The organism is Actinokineospora spheciospongiae, from assembly GCF_000564855.1.
GTDB classification, from domain to species: domain Bacteria; phylum Actinomycetota; class Actinomycetes; order Mycobacteriales; family Pseudonocardiaceae; genus Actinokineospora; species Actinokineospora spheciospongiae.
Genome location: NZ_AYXG01000151.1, coordinates 1 through 16,877 on the forward strand (window position 1 = coordinate 1; position 16,877 = coordinate 16,877).

At 71.4% G+C, this 16,877-nt stretch carries 11 protein-coding genes; 3 read left to right on the forward strand and 8 right to left on the reverse strand.

The annotated features are described in order from the left end of the window. Positions 1 to 186: 186 nt before the first annotated feature. The 8 genes from UO65_RS20145 to UO65_RS35995 all read right to left on the reverse strand — a co-directional run bounded on the left by UO65_RS20145 (position 187) and on the right by UO65_RS35995 (position 13,234). Positions 187 to 1,080: a LysR family transcriptional regulator gene (locus tag UO65_RS20145; protein WP_035284956.1), complete on the reverse strand. Its 894-nt coding sequence runs from the start codon at positions 1,078 to 1,080 to the stop codon at positions 187 to 189. Between the two features lie 63 nt (positions 1,081 to 1,143). Beyond that, positions 1,144 to 6,885 carry an RHS repeat-associated core domain-containing protein gene (locus UO65_RS20150; protein ID WP_035284958.1) on the reverse strand — a complete coding sequence of 1,914 codons (5,742 nt, stop codon included), beginning with the start codon at positions 6,883 to 6,885 and terminating at the stop codon, positions 1,144 to 1,146. A 252-nt stretch (positions 6,886 to 7,137) separates the two neighbouring features. Further along, a complete protein-coding gene (locus tag UO65_RS20155) occupies positions 7,138 to 7,629 on the reverse strand; it encodes a hypothetical protein (protein WP_035284961.1) in 492 nt (163 codons plus the stop codon). 37 nt (positions 7,630 to 7,666) lie between these two features. Next, positions 7,667 to 8,689 (reverse strand): LacI family DNA-binding transcriptional regulator, encoded by a 1,023-nt coding sequence (locus UO65_RS20160; protein WP_233427766.1) that lies wholly within the window; start codon positions 8,687 to 8,689, stop codon positions 7,667 to 7,669. Further along, positions 8,686 to 10,098: a GH1 family beta-glucosidase gene (locus UO65_RS20165; protein WP_084175938.1), complete on the reverse strand. Its 1,413-nt coding sequence runs from the start codon at positions 10,096 to 10,098 to the stop codon at positions 8,686 to 8,688. The genes UO65_RS20160 and UO65_RS20165 overlap by 4 nt, the downstream gene beginning before the upstream one ends. Next, the gene (locus tag UO65_RS20170; protein WP_084175940.1) at positions 10,095 to 10,958 is read right to left on the reverse strand and encodes a carbohydrate ABC transporter permease; all 864 of its coding nucleotides are present in this window, start codon (positions 10,956 to 10,958) and stop codon (positions 10,095 to 10,097) included. The genes UO65_RS20165 and UO65_RS20170 overlap by 4 nt, the downstream gene beginning before the upstream one ends. 8 nt (positions 10,959 to 10,966) lie before the next feature. Continuing rightward, positions 10,967 to 11,914, reverse strand: a complete 948-nt coding sequence (locus tag UO65_RS35990; RefSeq protein ID WP_035284981.1) for a carbohydrate ABC transporter permease — start codon at positions 11,912 to 11,914, stop codon at positions 10,967 to 10,969. Between the two features lie 42 nt (positions 11,915 to 11,956). Beyond that, positions 11,957 to 13,234 carry an ABC transporter substrate-binding protein gene (locus UO65_RS35995; protein ID WP_052021401.1) on the reverse strand — a complete coding sequence of 426 codons (1,278 nt, stop codon included), beginning with the start codon at positions 13,232 to 13,234 and terminating at the stop codon, positions 11,957 to 11,959. Positions 13,235 to 13,636: 402 nt separating this feature from the next. Here UO65_RS35995 and UO65_RS20185 point away from each other — a divergent pair, with 402 nt between their 5' ends. The 3 genes from UO65_RS20185 to wecB all read left to right on the forward strand — a co-directional run bounded on the left by UO65_RS20185 (position 13,637) and on the right by wecB (position 16,759). Then, positions 13,637 to 14,551 (forward strand): hypothetical protein, encoded by a 915-nt coding sequence (locus tag UO65_RS20185; RefSeq protein ID WP_152552178.1) that lies wholly within the window; start codon positions 13,637 to 13,639, stop codon positions 14,549 to 14,551. After that, on the forward strand, positions 14,551 to 15,366 hold the full coding sequence (locus UO65_RS20190) for a hypothetical protein (protein WP_035284967.1): 816 nt from the start codon (positions 14,551 to 14,553) through the stop codon (positions 15,364 to 15,366). Before UO65_RS20185 ends, UO65_RS20190 begins: the two co-directional genes overlap by 1 nt. Positions 15,367 to 15,646: 280 nt before the next feature. Then, positions 15,647 to 16,759: a non-hydrolyzing UDP-N-acetylglucosamine 2-epimerase gene (wecB, locus tag UO65_RS20195; protein WP_035284970.1), complete on the forward strand. Its 1,113-nt coding sequence runs from the start codon at positions 15,647 to 15,649 to the stop codon at positions 16,757 to 16,759. Positions 16,760 to 16,877 lie beyond the last annotated feature (118 nt).

Below are 16,877 nucleotides of genomic sequence, written 5' to 3' on the forward strand. Positions count from 1 at the left end.
TAGGGGCCCCACCCAAGCGAATCCACCCAGCCGGGCACCCCACACAAATCCCCGATTCTTCACACACAGCAGGCGAATCCACCCCAGCCGGGCACCCCCACCGATTCTCGCCACACAGCAAGCGAATCCACCCACCCGGGCATCCCCACAACATCCCGGGCTTTCCCAAGGAGCAAGCAACACCGATCAGCCGCGCTGAGCCGCCCGCCGCCCAGTGGTCATGGCCTCAGCAGCCGCAATCACAGCAGTGACCAGCGGCGAGGTGTCATCAGCCCGCCACACCAGGTGGAACCGGTGCTCAGGCCCCTGCTCCCGCAACGGCACCACAGCCACCCCCGGGTGCAAGACCTCATCCTCGTGCGGATGCACCAAAGCAGAACCAACCCCGGCGGCCACCAGGGCCAACTGCTGGTCCTGCTCCTGCAACCGGTGGTGCCGCCACACCGGAGCCACCCCGTGCTCGGCCAGGAACCGCACCGTCGCGTCGTGCACCGCAGGCCCCACCTCCCGCTCGGTCAGCAAGAACCCCTGCCCCTCGAACTCCGCCAGCCCGATCTGCTCCCGCCCCGCCAACGGCCCGGGCGAAGCGACAGCCACCTGCCGGTCCCGGTAAGCCCCCAGCACCAACGACTCCACCCCCTCCTCCGGCAGCGGGTCCCGCACCACGGCGAACGAGACCTCCCCGCGCCCCAGCGACCCGAGCGCCCGCACCCCCCACATCGACTGCGGCTCCACCTCCAACCCCACCCGGTCCCGCTCCACCCGCGCGACCAGCCCCCGGACCAGGTGCGCCGAGCCCGGCACGTAGGCCAGCGCCACCGACCCGGACCACCCGTGCCGCAACGATTCCACCAGCGTGGTCACCCCGCGCACCGCCGCGAGCGCCGCCAGCGCGCCCGCTTCGAGCCGGGTGCCGGTCTCGGTCAGCCGCACCCGCCGCACGGTCCGCTCGAACAGCCCGAGCCCGGTTTCCCGTTCGACCTCGCGGGACCACCGGGTCAGCTCCTCCAGCCCCACGCCCAACCGTTCGGCGGCGCGCCCGAAGTGCTGGGTCTCCGCCACCGCCACCAAGAACTCCATGTCCCGAACGTCCACAACCGGTGACGGTAGCAACAGGCCGGGGCCGCGTGGCACCCGCGACGCTCACGCCGAGTAGGCGCGCGTGCCGATCCAGTCGGCCAGGCTGTCGGTGCGCATCCAGTAGGTCTCCTTGGCGGAGGCGGAGTCGGCGATCTTGACGTAATCGCCGCCGCGCGTCGCCCCGACGACGGCGACGTAGTGCCCGCCGCTGTAGGTGTGGGCGCTGTTCTCGTCGTCGGAGATGTCGTTGCCGGTGCCGGCGATGTTGGCCACGATCGGGTGGTTGCGTTCGACGATGTCGTAGACGACGTCCGCGCGCAGCCGCGACTTCTCCGCGTCGGTGGCCATGCTGCCGGGAATCCACTTGGTTTCGTAGAAGCTGCTCCCCGTGGCCTGGTTGAGCATCCTGGTGGTGTACTCGGCCGTGGGGGTCTGCGCGAGGTCGACGATGTCCATCATCGACGCCAGCGCGTTCTCGGTGTAGACGTTGTCGATGTCGTACCCGAGCGCGCTCAGGGCGTTGCGCACCGAGGCCGGACCGCAGTAGTCCCCGCTGTCCTGGTCGTTGTAGTCGATCTCCAACTCCACCCTGTCCTGGTCGCACGGGGCGCCGGAGTCGTCGTGGCAGTCGAGGCCGCTCTTGTCGGTGTGGTTCACCGGGTCGTTCGCGGCGTAGGCGTAGCGGTTGAGGCCGATGGTGTCCTCGCCGTCGACGACCGGGTTGGGCGAGATGAAGCGGCCGAGCACCGGGTCGTAGTAGCGGGCGTTGAGGTACACCAGCCCGGAGGCGTCCTGGCGCTGGCCGGTGAAGCCGCGCGGCTCGGTGGCCAGCGACCCGCCGGAGGCGGTGATCTCGCCGAAGGCGGCGTACTCCTTGCGGTGCACCTCGGCCCCGGCCGCGTCGGTCTCGGCCTGGATCGAGCCCTGCTGGTCGGTGTGCACCCAGTACGTGCTCGCCCCGTCCTTGCGGGCCGCTAGGACGCCCGCGATCGAGACGTACTTGGTCGTGGTGCCCGCGGTGACGTCGACCTCGTACCCCTCGCCCAGGTGGCGGTGGGTGCCCGTGCCGTCCGACTGCTGGATTCGGGTGCCCTCGGCGTCGTAGGTGTGGGTGGTGGTCACCCCGGACCGGGTGACCGAGGCCAGCAGGTTGTCCCCGTCCCAGGTCAGCTCGCGGCCGGCGCCCGAGGTCATCAGACCGGCCCCGTCGTAGGCGTAGGTGTTCGCACCCGCGGTGGTCACCGCGTGCGGGTGCGCCGGGTCGTAGGAGTAGTCGCCGACGCGGGCGTTGGCGGTGATGTTGCCGATCCCGTCGTAGGCGAGGGTCTGGCCGCGCGCCGCGACGGCGCCGTTGGTCGCCGTGGTGAGCTGGCCCGCCTCGTCGTAGGCGTAGGTCCAGCGCTCGTTCGGGAACGGGCTGTCCACCCGGGTGATCTTCCCCTTGGCGTCGCGGGTGTAGGTGGTGTCCTGGATCGTCGTGCCGCCCGCGGTCGTGGAGATGCCGGTGAGCCAGCCGCGCCGCGGGTCGTGCGGTCGGATGGTGACCGTGCCGTTGGCGTTGTCGACCCGGATCAGCTCGCCCGCGGCGTCGTAGCGCGCCGAGGTGACGTAGCCGGGGATGGACACCAGCCGCCCGGCGGCGTCGTAGCGCAGCGGGTCGGCCGCGGTGCCCTGCGTGTCGCCGTCGGGGTAGGTGGTCCACAGCGGTCGGTCGGCGGTGTCGAAGCCGAACCGGAAGGTGTAGCCGGTGCCGTCGATCGTGCGCACGCCCTTGACCACGCGGCCGAGGGCGTCGTGGTCGGAGGTCTTGGTCCCGGCGCCGTCGGTCATGGTGGTGACCCTGCCGATGTTGGTGAAGCCCGCGCGGACCTCGTCGTGGGTCCAGGACGCGGTCACGGCGCCCGGGGTGCCGGTCCTGGTGGTCTTGCCGGTCTTGCGCCCGAGGGCGTCGTAGCGCAGGGTCGTGCGCTGGCCCTTGGCGTCGGTCTGGGCGGTGAGCTGCCCGGCGGCGTCCCACTCGTAGGTGGTGGTGCCCGAGTCCGGGTCGACCATCCTGGTCGTGCGGCCGAGGGAGTCCACGTCGTAGCTGATCACGTAGCCGGACGGGTCGGTCGAGCGGATCAGGTTGCCGCGCGGGTCGAAGGTGTAGTTCGCGGTCCTGGTGGCGCCGCCGACCACCTGTTCGCTGGCGACGCGCTTGCCGTGGGCGTCCACCCGTTCGGTGGTGGCGTGGCCGTTCTCGTCGGTGTCGGTCCTCGACCACGGGCCGTAGCTCGTGGTTTGGGTCGCACCGCCGGGCAGGGTCACCCTGGTCGGGCGGTCAAGCGCGTCGTAGTCGGTGGTCGTGGGGTGGGTGGTCGGCTGCGGCTGACCGGCGACCCAGTAGTAGGCGGCGGTTTTCGAGGCGACCTGCCCGCGCGCGTTGTAGGCGGTGTCGACGTGGATGTCGCCGGTGGCCGCGTCCGGTCCCTTCTCGACGGTGCGCCACGGCCGCTGCGCCCCGTCGACGTAGCGCCTGCTCCACCGCGGGGCACCCGTGCCGTCCGCCGCGGGCCGCTCGACCTGCTCGTGCTGCGTCGCCGCGTTGCCGAGGTCGACCCACCGGCGGCGCTCGAACCGGCCGCCGGGTTCGAGCTTCTCGGTCGGCCTGCACAGCGCGTCGTAGGCCACCGTGGTCGCTTGGCCGTTGAGGTCGGTCACCCGCGTGGGCACGCCGCAGCCCGCGTCCCAGGTGGCGGTGACCTGCTGGGACAGGGCGTTGGTCTCCGACGTCTGGAACCGGTGGGCCGGATCGTAGCCGAGGGTGGTGCGGGCGCCCAGCTCGTTGACCTCGGCGGTGAGGTTGCCCCGGGCGTCGTACTCCTTGCCGGTTTCGACGAATGAACCGGTGGTGGAGAGCCACTTCCCCCTCTTCGTCTCCAGCCCGGCCGACGGGGCCTGGTTCCAGGTGCCCGCGCCGTCGTAGGAGGTGCGGGTCTCGGTGAGCTTGGCCCCGCCGCTGCCGACGCCTTCGTACGTGATCACGTCGGCGGGCTTGTCGACGATGTAGGCGGCGGTGTTGGGCACGAACGCGGTCGTGGTGGTGCGCTCGTCGCCTGCCGCCTCGTTGTCGCCGTGCTCGACCTGCCTGGTGACCTCGCCGTAGGCGTTGTACTGCCGGGTCGTATAGGTGCGCTTGCAGTCCGCGCCGGGGCAGGCCGCGCCCGCGTGGGCGGTCTGCCAGGTGCCGGTGGGCAGCGACGTCCTCGGCACCGTCGTGCCGTTGGTGGTGTACTCGTGCACTGTCGAGGCCAGCAGCGCGCCGTCGCCCGCGCGCCGGTCCACCCGTTCCACCGCGCCCGCCGCGCCCAGGTCCTGGCGGAAGGTCGTCTCGGTGGAGGGGCACGTCGTCTCCCCCGCGATGCAGGGCTGGGTCTCCCGCTGCTGGCGGAACCCCAGGAACTGGCGTTCGGCCCGGTCGTAGGCCCCGCCCGCGTGCGTGTAGCCGGTGGTCGCCACGCCGCCCCGGCCGTCGTCCTCGGTCACCGCCGAGGCGGTCTGCACCAGGGTGGGGTTGTTGGTGTTCGGCCACGCCGACGACGGGGTGTAGGCCACCTTCGTCGTGCCGCCCCAACCGTTGGTGCGGGAGGTGAGCAGGTCGGGCACCGCCCCGCCGATCCCCCAGACGCGGCGGCCCTTGCTCCCGCCGAAGTTGGCGTTGTACAGCTCGGTCATCTCATCGAGACCGTCGCCGTTGACGTCCACCGCCAGGAACTCGCTGGTGCACTTGCCCTTGCTGCAACTGAACTGCGCGATCGAGGTGTCGGTCGCGCCCTCGGCGAAACCGCCGCCGGTGGACAGCCAGATGCGCCGCTTGGTGGACAGCCCGTAGGGCGACAGCTCGATGAGGTCGTCGCGCTTGTCGCCGTTGACGTCGGCGACGAGTTGCCGGGTGGTCGCGGCCGAGGGCATGGCGCCGTCGGTGGCGGCCAGCACGAAGCTGTAGCCGGTGGAGATCCAGGTGCGGCGGGTGTACATGGCGAAGTACGGGTACAGCTCGACCATGTCGGTCTTGCCGTCGGCGTTGACGTCCAGCACCAGGAACCGGCTGCCGGTGCCGTCGGCGGCAGGCGTGCTGAACTGCATGCCGGTGTCGATGGCGCCGGAGACGAAACCCGTGCCGTTCGACAGCCAGATGTGCCTGCCGCCCACGCCGAGGCCCGCCGGGTACAGCTCGACCAGGTCCTGCCTGCCGTCGCCGTTGACGTCGGCGGGGTGGACCAGGTGGTCGGCGCCGGAGCCGATGCCGGTCTCGTTGGAGGAGGCGATGGCGAAGCCGGTGCCGGTGGACAGCGAGGTGGCGCGGCACAGGTGCACCGGGAAGAGCCCGCAGGTGAACAGCTCGACCACGTCAGACCTGCCGTCGCCGTTGACGTCCATCGCGAAGAAGCGGGAGTCCGCGCTGAAGCGGCCCGCGGAGTTGCCCGTGGCGGGCTGCCGGACGAAGCCGGTGCCGTCGGAGAGGTACAGGCGCCTGCCCCAGCTAAACCCGTTGGGGAATATTTCGATCAGGTCGGACTTGCCGTCGCCGTTGACGTCGCCGGTGAGGAAGCGCGTGTCGGTGCTGAGCCCGATGCCGTCGACCCCGTTCGACGCCAGGGTGAACCCGGTCCCGTTCGAGAGCCAGGTGTGCCGCTCGTAGGACGACCAGGACGGGTACAGCTCCAGCATGTCGGTCCGACCGTCGCCGTTGACGTCCATCGGCAGGTACCGGGAGTCGGCCTTGTAGCCCATGCCGGTGTCGTTGGCGCCCGCGGCGAACGCGGTCGTCGCGGTGGAATAGGCGCTCGTCAGCGCGGGCAGGCTCGTGCCGCCGGTGACGGTTCCGGCGTCGTCCAGCACGGCGTCCTTGCCGAACTGCTGCACGCCGGTCAGCAGTGACCGCCCGGTGGTGCTGACGGTGTAGCCCAACCGGTACGTCCGCAGGCGGTTGCCGTCCACGCTCACGTCGATGGTCTTGACCCGGCCCCGGAGGGTGGTCAGCGCGCCGTTGCCGATGGCGGCCTGCTCGGTGTCGGGCCGGGTCTCGTAGCGGAACGCGATGGTGGTGCCGCCGTAGGCGATCGAGTCGACGTACTCCCAGCCGCCGCCGAACAGGCTGCTCCCCCAGGTGTAGGTGACGGTGTTGCCTACGGTGTCGACGACCTGGCTCAGACCCCAGCGGAACACCAGGTCGGTGCCCGCGGAGTAGACCGGCGCGTAGACCCGTCGCGTGCCGTCCTTCGCCGTCACGGTCCACCGGCTGGCGGCCCCGGTGCCGGTCAGGGCGAACCTGGCGTAGCTCTCGTTCTCCGTGGAGTGGGTGCCACCCGTCGTGCAGCTCGGGCTCACGCTGCCCGTGGCACAGGGGACCAACTCCTCACCACCGACCACGAACACGTCCGTCGCGTCGTAGCGCGGTGCCCCCCGCCCCGCCCCGGCCCGCTCGATCTCCCCGACGCCGTCCACCCGCCAGCCGACGCCCACCCAGCCGTTCCCGCCGGAGGACTCGTAGCCCAGCGACAGCTCGGGGGTGATCCCGTGGAAGGCCGGGACCGAGATCGGGATCTTGTCGCTGAACGCCCCACCGGGGGTCACCTCCCAGGTCCTGTCGGGGACCTCGGGTGCCCTGGACTTGGCGGCGTCGGCGAGCGGGGTGCGTTCCTCCGCCGCCTCCGGCCTGTCGGTGGGCGGGGGCAGGGCCACGGCCGCCGTCGCGGTCCCCGTGGCGATCACGATGGCCAACACCAAACCGCGCAGCGCGCGCCCGACACCCACCGACCTCATCGGCTGACACCTTCGTGCTCGGAGTGAGTGGACCTTCCGCCCCATGCGATGGTGCCGCCGGGATTCGACCGGAGGTGATGCTACGACGCGGAACAACCGCCCGGAAGAGGTCAACTCGGCCAGGTGCGTGAACATGGTGTGACCACCCGGAAGGAGTAGTCCACCAGCATGGACGTCAGGCTTGGCGAGCCCCGGAGTAGCCGCGCACCGCCACCCGACCCGGCCTCGGCGGAGGCTGCTGCCGGTGCGCCCTCATCCCCGGCACAGGTCCGCGGGCGCGGGCGTCGCATCCAGGAACCAGCGGCCCTCGGACTCCCCGATCGGCCAGGCGAAGCACTCCGCGCCCGACGGGGTCCGAGCGGAGAGCCGGAGGTACCGGTGGTCGCGTTCCACGATCCGCGCGTCCACCCCGGAGACACCCGCCCACCGGTCGACCAGAGCCTCGGCGTAGTGCGAACCCGCTGTCCGCTCGTGGAAGAGCGCTTGCACCCGCCCCGCATCATCCGAGGTGAGGGCGTCGACCACCGCCGCGCGCAACCGCTCCGGGGATTCCTCACCTCCCCGCGGTGCCGTTGCTATCTGAACCGTGACCACGGTCATCCACGCGAGGAAGGCCGCCGAGATCGCCGCCATTCCCGTCCGGGCCTTCCTGGACATGATTCGCCCGCTGCCACGGCCCACGACCACCCCCGTTGCCCCACGCTCGCTGTCCACGCTGTCCATGACCGTCGCTGTCACGGTCATGACCCATCCTCGCAGGCCGTGGTCGTCGCAGCACCGCTCAGCTTGACTCGCGGACCACCAGTTCGGTGGGCAGCAGCATCGACAGCGGCAGGTTCTCCTCCCCGGAGAGCTGGGCCAGCAGCCGCCACGCCGTAGTGCGGCCCAGTTCCTCCACCGGTTGGCGGACCGTGGTCAGCCTCGGGGTGGTGGTGGTCGCCAGCACCGAGTCGTCGAATCCGACCAGGGCGATGTCGTCGGGTACGCGGATGCCCTCGGCGGTGAGGTGGCGCAGCGCGCCGACCGCCAGCAGGTCGGCCGCGGCGAACACCGCGTCCAGGTCGGGGTGCCCGGCGAGCAGGGTGGCCATGGCCGCCGCGCCCGCCTCGACGGTGAAGTCGGCGTGGGCGACCGCGTCGGTGCGGTGGCCCAGCTCGCCCATGGCGCGGCGCCAGCCCAGGAGGCGGTCGATGCCCGCGCCCATGTCCTGCGGGCCCGCGATGGTGCCGATCCGCGTGCGGCCGGTGGCGGCCAGGTGGCGGGTGGCGGCCAGGGCGCCGCCGAGGTTGTCCGCGTCCACGTGCGCGACGGTGGTGGCGGCCAGCGGGCGGCCCAGCAGCACCACCGCCACCCCGGAGTCGGCGAGGCGCTGGGGCATCGGGTCCATGCCGTGCAGGCTGACCACCACGGCGCCGTCGACGTGGCCCGCGGCCAGGTACTGCTCCAGCCGCTCGTGGTCGCCGCCGTGGCTCATCATCAGGACCAGTTGGCGGTCCGCGTCGGCCAGGGTGGCCGACACGCCGCGCAGCACCCCGGCGAAGAACGGGTCGCCGAAGACCCGTTCGCCGTCCTCGGACACCACCAGGGCGACGGTGTTGGTGCGCCGGGTGGCCAGGTTGCGGGCGACCTGGTTGGGCACGTACCGGGTGGCGGCGATCGCCTCGACGACCGCCGCCCTGGCCCGGGGGCTGACCCCGGGGGCGTTGTTCACCACCCGCGACACCGTCGACCGGGACACCCCGGCGATCCGCGCGACCTCCTCCAGGGTCGCCGCGTCGCGCTCCCCCGCGTCCAGTCCGCTCACCACACCTCCGCGCCGCCGGGTACCCGGTTGTCCGCCGCCACCTTGGCATACCACCGGCCGCTGCGTTTCACGGTGCGGACCTGCGTGGCGTAGTCGACGTGCACGATGCCGAAGCGCTGGGCGTACCCCTCGGCCCACTCGAAGTTGTCCAGCAGCGACCAGGCGAAGTACCCGCGCAGGTCCACCCCGGCGGTGACGGCCGCGTGCGCGGCGCGCACGTGCCCGTCCAGGTAGGACACGCGGTCGTGGTCGTCGACCTCGCCCCCCACCGGCTCGTCGTCGTAGGCGGCGCCGTTCTCGGTGATGTACCAGGCCGTTCCCGGGTAGTCGCGGTCCAGGCCGACCAGCAGCTCCGTGAGCCCCTCCGGGCGCACCTCCCACCCGAGCGCGGTCACCGGCAGGTCGCGCGGCGGGAACACCAGGTCCTCGCTGCCCGGCCACGCCCCGCCCGCCCGCTCCCCCGCGCCCGCCGCGGCCACGTGGTGGTCGCGGTAGAAGTTGACCCCGACGAAGTCGACCGGGGCGGCGATCACCTCCTCGTCGCCGGGGCGGACGCACCCGGCCAGGCCCAGGTGGCGCACGTCGTCGAGGACGTCGGCCGGGTAGGCGCCGCGCAGCACCGGGTCGAGGAACAGCCGGTTCTGCAACCCGTCGACCCGGCGGGCGGCGTCGGCGTCGGCGGCGGAGTCCGACGCGGGCAGCACCGGGAACAGGTTGACGGTGATCCCGGCGACCGCGTCGCGCGCGTTGGCCCTGATCACCGGCATGGCCAGGCCGTGGGCCAGGAGCAGGTGGTGCGCGGCGGCGAGGGCGGCGGACGGGTCGGACCGGCCCGGGGCGTGGGTGCCGGAGCCGTAGCCGAGGAACGCCGAGCACCACGGTTCGTTCAACGTGGTCCACATCGAGACCCGGTCACCGAGGACGGCGGTGGCGGTCTCGGCGTACTCGGCGAAGCGGGCGGCGGTGTCGCGGTGCGCCCAGCCGCCCCGGTCCTCCAGGGCCTGCGGCAGGTCCCAGTGGTAGAGGGTGGCCACGGGGGTGATCCCGTTGTCGAGCAGGTGGTCCACGAGCCGGTCGTAGAAGCCGATGCCCGCCGGGTTGAGGTCGCCGCCGTCGGGCCGCACCCTGGGCCAGGAGACGGAGAACCGGTAGGCGCCCAGGTTCAGCGAGCGCATCAGCGCCACGTCCTCGGCCACCCGGCGGTAGTGGTCGGCGCCGGGGTCACCGGTGTGCCCGCCCAGCACCCGGCCGGGCTCGCGGCAGAAGGTGTCCCAGATGGACGCGGTGCGCCCGTCGGCGGTGGTGCAACCCTCCACCTGGAACGCGGCGGTCGCCGCGCCCCAGGTGAAGCCCGGGGGGAACTCCAGCGCACCGGTGGCGGGTTCGCTCTGCACGGACAACGGTTTCATCCCTTCACGGCACCTTGCATGATCCCGGCCACGATGTGGCGGCCGAGCAGGAGGAACACGACGAGCACGGGAACGGCGGCCAGGGTGGTCCCGGCCAGCACCAGCGAGTAGTCCACGTAGAACCCCGACTGCAGCCGCTCCAGGGCCAATTGCACGGTCGGGTTGTCCGCGTCGAGCACGACCAGCGGCCAGAGGAAGTCGTTCCAGCTCGTCATGAAGGTGAACATGCCCAGGAACGCCGCGGCCGGGCGGACCGCGGGCAGCACCACGTGCCAGAACACCCGGATCATCGAGCAGCCGTCGACCCTGGCTGCCTCGACCAGTTCGAACGGCACGGCCTCCACGGTGTACTGGCGCATCCAGAACACCCCGACCGCGGTCACCAGGTTGGGCACGATCACCGCCTGCAACCCACCGGCCCAGCCCAGCTCGGACATGGCCAGGTACAGCGGGATGATGCCGAGCTGGGTGGGCACGGCCAGGGTCGCCACGACGAACAGGAACAGCCCGACGCGACCGCAGAAGCGCAGCTTGGCGAAGGCGAACCCGGCCAGCGTGGAGAACAGCACGGTGGTGAGGGTGACCGTGCCGGAGACGACGACGCTGTTGCCGAGCGCCTTCCAGAACGGCACCGAGTCGAACACGCGCTGCGCGTTGGCCAGGAAGTTCCCGCCCGGCAGCAGCGGCGGCACCTTGTCGGTGAGGATGCTCGCGTCGCGGCTGGCGACGAGGAACGACCAGTAGAACGGGAACGCGGACCCGGCGGCGAAGGCGAGCAGCAGCCCGTAGGTCCAGAACCGGGCGCGGCCGCCGGACGAGCGCTCCTCGCTCCGCGCGGACCGGCGCAGGGCGCGCGGCAGGGTGGTGGTCACCGGTCACCCCCGGAGTCCGCCAGGCGCCGGGTCAGCAGGAAGTTGACCAGCGCGATGACGATGATCACCAGGAACAGCACCCAGGCGATGGCCGAGGCGTAACCGAGCTGCTGGGTCTCGAACGCGGACTGGTACATGTAGAGGGTCACCGTCTGGAACTGGTTGGCCGCGCCGCCGTTGTTGGACCCGGGCATGGCGTCGAACAGCTTGGGCTCGGTGAAGACCTGCAACCCGCCGATGGTCGAGGTGACCACGACGAAGATCAGCGTGGGGCGCAGCAGCGGCAGGGTGATCGACCGGAACCGGCGGAACGCGCCCGCGCCGTCGACCGTGGCCGCCTCGTGCAGGTCCTTGGGGATCGCCTGCATCGCGGCGAGCACGATCAGCGCGTTGTAGCCCGTCCACCGCCAGTTCACCATGACCGCGATGGCCGCGTGGCTGGAGAACCGGTCGGCCTGCCAGTCCACCCGGTCCAGGCCCAGGGTTTCCAGGACGCCGTTGACCAGGCCGTACTGCGGGCCGAACAGGTTGGCGAAGATGATGCCGAGCGCAACCAGGCTGGCCACGTACGGCAGCAGCACGCTGATCCGCCAGCCGGTGGGCGCGCGCAGCCGGGTGTTGAGCAGCGCGGCGAGCCCGACGGCGATGGTGATCTGCGGGACGGTCGAGAGCAGGAAGATGCTGAGCGTGTTGACCAGCGACTTCCAGAACTGCTCGTCGCCCACCAGGTCGAGGTAGTTGCCCAGCCCGACGAACGTGGGGCTGTCGTCGAGCAGGTCGCGGTCGAACAGCGACAGGTAGCCGGTGTAGAGCAGCGGGAACAGCCCGACCACGGCGAAGACCAGGAAGAACGGGGCGATGTAGAGGTAGGGCGAGGCTTTGTAGTCCCAGTGGGTGAGCCGGTCCCGCCAGACCTGGCGGGGCGGGCGCCCCGGCTCCCGCACGGGTGCGGGAGCCGGGGACTGCCGGGTGTCGGCGGCCACCCGCTAGCCCGCGATCTTCTTCGCGCCGTCGACCACGCGCTGCCAGCCCTCGGCCGGGCTCGTGCCCTGCTCCACGGCCTGCAACGCCGGGGTGGTGACGGTCTCCTGGATGCGCCCGTCACCGGGGCCCTTGTACTGCGGTTCGGCGACCTTGCCCGCCTGCTCGGCGAAGAGCTTGCCGGACTCGACCCCGCCGAAGTAGGCGTCGGTGGCCGTGATCAGTTCCGGCGCGGACAGCGCCTCGACCTGGCTGGGGAAGTTCCCGGTCTTGACGAACGCCTTGACCTGCTGTTCCGGCGCGGTCAACCAGGCGGCCAGCTCAGCGGCCTCCCTGGGGTGCGCGCTCTGCTTGGGCACGGTCAGGTACGACCCGCCCCAGTTGCCGCCCCCGCCGGGGAACGCCGCGGTGACCGCCCACTTGCCCGCGTTCTCCGGGCCCGCCTGGCCCTTGATCACGCCGAGCATCCACGCCGGGCAGGTCTTGGTGGCGAAGGCGGCGGACTTGAAACCGGAGTTCCACTCGTTGGAGAACGCGGTCAGCTTCGCCGACTGCCCGCGGGCACCCGCCGCGGTGACCGCGTCCCAGTTCGCCCGGATGTCCCGGTTGGACTCGATGTCCAGGCTGTCGGCGGTGGTGAAGAACCCGGTCGGCAACTGGTTGTGCATGGCGTTGAAGATCTGCGCGTCGGAGTCGAACCACGCCTTGCCGGTCCCGGCGACGTACTGGTCACCCGCGGCGAAGTAGGACTCCCAGGTCGCGAACAGCGGCTTGACCGCTTCCGGGTCCGATGGCAGGCCCGCGGCCTCGAACAGGTCCTTGCGGTAGCACATGGCCAGCGGCCCCACGTCGGTGCCGTAGCCGATCAGCGCGCCGTTCTTGTCCGTGCCCGCCTTGTACTTCCAGTCCAGCCACCGGTCCGCGGTCACGTCCTTCGGCCCGATCTCGGCCAGGTCGTTGAACAGCCGCGACTTGGCCAGCACGTCGGAGAGGTGGCCCTCCTCGACCGCGACCACGTCCTCCAGGCCCCGGTTGGCGCCGAGCTTGGTGAACAACTGCTGGTGGTACGGGCCGCCCTGGCCGGTCTTGTTGTGCTTGATCGTGATGTCCGGGTGCAGCCGCTGGTACTCGACCAGGAGGTCCTCGTAGCCGAACTCGGTGAACGTGCCGATGCTCAGCTCGACCTTCCCGTCGGCACCGGTGTCCGCGTCGCCCGCGCCGCACGCGGCCAGCGTCCCGCCCACGACCGTGATGGCGACTGAAAGGGCCACAGCCCTCCGCATTCGTTGGCGCACATCAACCCCTCGGGGTCTCTGCCGGGTTCGTCGGTGGGGCTCCCCGGCGGGTGAACAAGCGACTGGGAGCGCTCCCAGTCAGGATGCGCTGAGTGTGAGCCGGATTACTGACCACTGTCAAGCATCCCCCAGGCCAACCGGCATCCATCGGCGCCATCGACTAGCTCTCCACCTGGGCTTTTACCTCTTAAATGGTCCTATTTCGATTTGGGAGCGCTCCCAAATCAGCGCTTTCCAGCCATTCCTCCACCTCGCCGAGCAACCACCCGCCCAACCCGAACCAACCGACAGGGGCAGACCGCCGTGCCCGCAGAGCCACCTCCGAGGGCATTTCCGGGTACACCCGCCGCCCTAACCTGAGGCTGACATAGGAAAGGACAGGGGTGCACCATGGATGACGTTGTCGCGCACGTGGTGGGCATCGTGCGGCACAGCAGCACTTCCGAAGCACACCGGTGGTTCACGGCCGTCCGCACCGCCCACGACGAGTCCGGCGGCGACTGGGCCCGGTTCACCGAGCACCTGTCCGCGCAGGCGACCGGTTCCTTCCCCGACGACGAGGTGCGGCAGTTCCTCGACGCGGTGGAGTCCGCGGGCGGGATCGGCGTGATCGGGGACCTGGTCGACCTCGGACCGGACCGGCTGGCCGCGGAGTACGAGGCCGCGACGGCCGCCGACGACCCGGGTGGGAAACCAGCGGGGTACGACGAGCAGGCCTGGGTCGCGTTCCTGGCCGAGAACGGACCCCGCTGGGACGGCGACGAAGCGTCGTGGGAGCAGTTCGCGGCGTGGTTCCACTACACCGCTGTCGAAGCCGGGGTCGGGGAACCCGCGGGGTCGCTGCTGGAGTACCTGTCCGGGGTGCCGGACAGGGTCGCCGAGTTCGGGCGGTACGGGGTGGTCATCGACGCGGCGGTGGTCGAGGACGAGGGGCGCTGGAACACCTACCTCGCAGAGAACGGCCCGTTCTGGAACGGCTCCCCCGACACGTGGGCGCAGTTCCGCGACTGGTTCCTGCACTACGCGCGGGAGGCCAGGGTCGGCACGACGGCGGGCAGCTTCGTCGAGTACGTCGAACAGCACAGCGACCCGGTGGCCGCCTTCGGCGAATACGGCATCACCCCGGCGGCAACCCCGCGGTCGGACGACGCCGATGAGGTCCTGCACCGGCTGGAGCAGGACCTCATCGGCCCCTTGGCGGAACGGCTCGCGGGTGATCTGCCGGGCCTCAGTGCCGGGGAACGGGAACACCTGGTGCGCCGGGCCGTGGCAGCGCGGCTCGGTGACGGAACCGGAGGCGCGTGATGACCGAACCCATCCCACCCGTCGTGCTCGACGCGGTGGACGCCGAACTCGCCGCCAACCCGGACCTGGGGGCGCAGTTGCACAACCTGACCCCGGAGCTGGTCGCGGCGATCCGGACCCAGCTCGCCGCTCCCCCGCCCGAGATCCCCCAGTCCCCGGTCGCCCTGTCGTCCGAGGACCTGCTCACCGCGTTGCGAGACCACGTCCGCACCGAGTTCGGCGCGACCGCGCTGGACAAGTACACCGACAGCGACCTGCTGGGCGTGGCCAGGCGAGGAGCGGGCAAGACCCTGGAAGCGGCGCTGCGGAGCCCCGGGTACGCGATGCTGGCGCGGACCCTGGAGAGCAAGCGCAAGCCACGGGTACCCCGCACCGGCCTGTCCGCCCTCACCGGGGTGGACAACACCACGCTGCTCAACGGGCACGTGGAGATGGACCAGCTCGACTACTCCACGGCGGGCTCCGCCAAACCCGTGCTCTACACGACCGGTCTGGGCGGGTGCATCGGCATCGCCGTCTTCAACGGCTCCATGGCCTTCGTCGCCCACTACGACCCGCTGCAGCTGGGCCACGACGGCGCGACCGCGGCGGACCAGGTCCGATCGCTGGCGGGCCGGATGCCGCTGGGCGGTGCGCGGTGCGTGCTGTCCTCACCGGCGATCAGCTCCGAGCACGGTCAGCACCTCAAGCGCCTGCTGCTGGAGCAGGGTGTGCTCCTCGAGGGCGAGCACACCTCCCCCACCCTGGCGATCGACCTGACCACGGGCACGTTCCACCACGGGTTCGAGCCGCCACCGCTCACGTTCCGGCTCTGACCCGGGTCCGCAGGTCCACGGGCGGTGGAACGCGACACAGGGGGATCACTCGATCGACTGAGACGCGCACGGGCGACGGGCGCGGAGAAGTACGTTCCCGTGATCGGGAGTGCGGCGTCGTCCCTGGGTGGCGCCGTACCAGGGTGGGGTGTCGAGAGGAAACAGCGTGTCGTTCGTGGAGCCTTCCGGGTGGGTCGCGCCACCGCGGAGCAGATCCGTTCCCCCGCGAGCCGCGGCGGGCGGTACCGACCACCACGGCGGGCAACGGGCGACGGTGGCGATGGTGTGCGGGACGCGACCGGAGCTGATCAAGCTGGCGCCGCTGATCCGGCACTTCGGCGAGCGGGCGTCGGTGATCTACACCGGGCAGCACTACGACCGGTCCATGTACTCCATCATCCGCCGCGACGTCGCCGAGCCGGGGAGCTTCCACGAACTGGCACTCGGTGGGATGCGCCGGGGTGCCCAGTTGGGGCAGGCGGTGGACGCTGTCGACGGTGTGCTCGGGGGGCACCCGGGCGCGGTCGTGCTGGTGCAGGGGGACACGACCTCCGCCCTCGCCGGGGCGTTGGCCGCCAACGCGAACGACCTGCCGCTGGTGCACGTCGAGGCGGGGTTGCGCAGCTTCGACCGGGCGATGCCCGAGGAGCACAACCGGGTGGTGATCGACCACCTCGCCGACCTGTGCTGCGCGCCGACCGCCCTCAACCGGGACAACCTGCTCGCCGAGCGGATTCCACGGGGCCGGATCGCGGTGACCGGCAACACCGTCGTCGAGGCGCTCGCGGCCGCGCTGCCCGGGGTCGAGGAGGAGGGCGCGCTGCTGGCCGCGCACGGGTTGGCGGCGGACAACTACGTCCTGGCGACGATCCACCGCCCGGAGAACGTGGACGACCCCGGGGCGCTGCGCACGATCCTGGCCGAACTGGGCAACCTGCCGCTGCCGGTGGTGCTGCCGCTGCACCCGCGCACGGCCAAGCGCGTCACGGCGTTCGGGCTGCGGGACTGCCTCGCCGCCCTGCGCACCATCGAACCGCAGTCCTACCCGGCCTTCCTGGCGCTGGCCCGCAACGCCGCGGTGGTGGTGTCGGATTCGGGCGGCCTGCAGGAGGAGGTCAGCGTGCTCAAGCGCCCGATCGTGGTGGTGCGGCGCAGCACGGAGCGGCCTGAGATCGAGGGCAGCTTCGGCACGTTGGTGCCGCCCGGCCCCCGCATCCGCACGGAGGTACTGCGGTGGCTGGACGACGTCGGGCGGCACCGGGCGCGGCTGCGGGAGATCCCCTCGCCGTACGGGACGGGATCACCGTCGTCGCTCATCGCCTCCGCCGTCGACGCGCTGGCCCGCGGGCACGACGTGGACGGGCGGCCGTTGGTCGGGCACGCGGTGGGGTAGCACGGCGTCGAAGCCCGGTTTTTGGGCTTGCCGGGGTGGATGTGCTCTGGTTTCGAGCCCGGGGGTTTGGTGGGTGGTGCCCGGCTGGGTGGATGTGTTTGGCCGGGGCCCCTATGGC

What these genes read in the sequence shown, in the direction of transcription:
- UO65_RS20150 (WP_035284958.1), bottom strand. Translation starts at nt 6,885, where the DNA reads ATGAGGTCGGTGGGTGTCGGGCGCGCGCTGCGCGGTTTGGTGTTGGCC.
- UO65_RS20155 (WP_035284961.1), bottom strand. Translation starts at nt 7,629, where the DNA reads ATGACCGTGACAGCGACGGTCATGGACAGCGTGGACAGCGAGCGTGGG.
- UO65_RS20165 (WP_084175938.1), bottom strand. Translation starts at nt 10,098, where the DNA reads ATGAAACCGTTGTCCGTGCAGAGCGAACCCGCCACCGGTGCGCTGGAG.
- UO65_RS35995 (WP_052021401.1), bottom strand. Translation starts at nt 13,234, where the DNA reads ATGCGGAGGGCTGTGGCCCTTTCAGTCGCCATCACGGTCGTGGGCGGG.
- UO65_RS20190 (WP_035284967.1), top strand. Translation starts at nt 14,551, where the DNA reads ATGACCGAACCCATCCCACCCGTCGTGCTCGACGCGGTGGACGCCGAA.
- UO65_RS20145 (WP_035284956.1), bottom strand. Translation starts at nt 1,080, where the DNA reads ATGGAGTTCTTGGTGGCGGTGGCGGAGACCCAGCACTTCGGGCGCGCC.
- wecB (WP_035284970.1), top strand. Translation starts at nt 15,647, where the DNA reads ATGGTGTGCGGGACGCGACCGGAGCTGATCAAGCTGGCGCCGCTGATC.
- UO65_RS20185 (WP_152552178.1), top strand. Translation starts at nt 13,637, where the DNA reads ATGGATGACGTTGTCGCGCACGTGGTGGGCATCGTGCGGCACAGCAGC.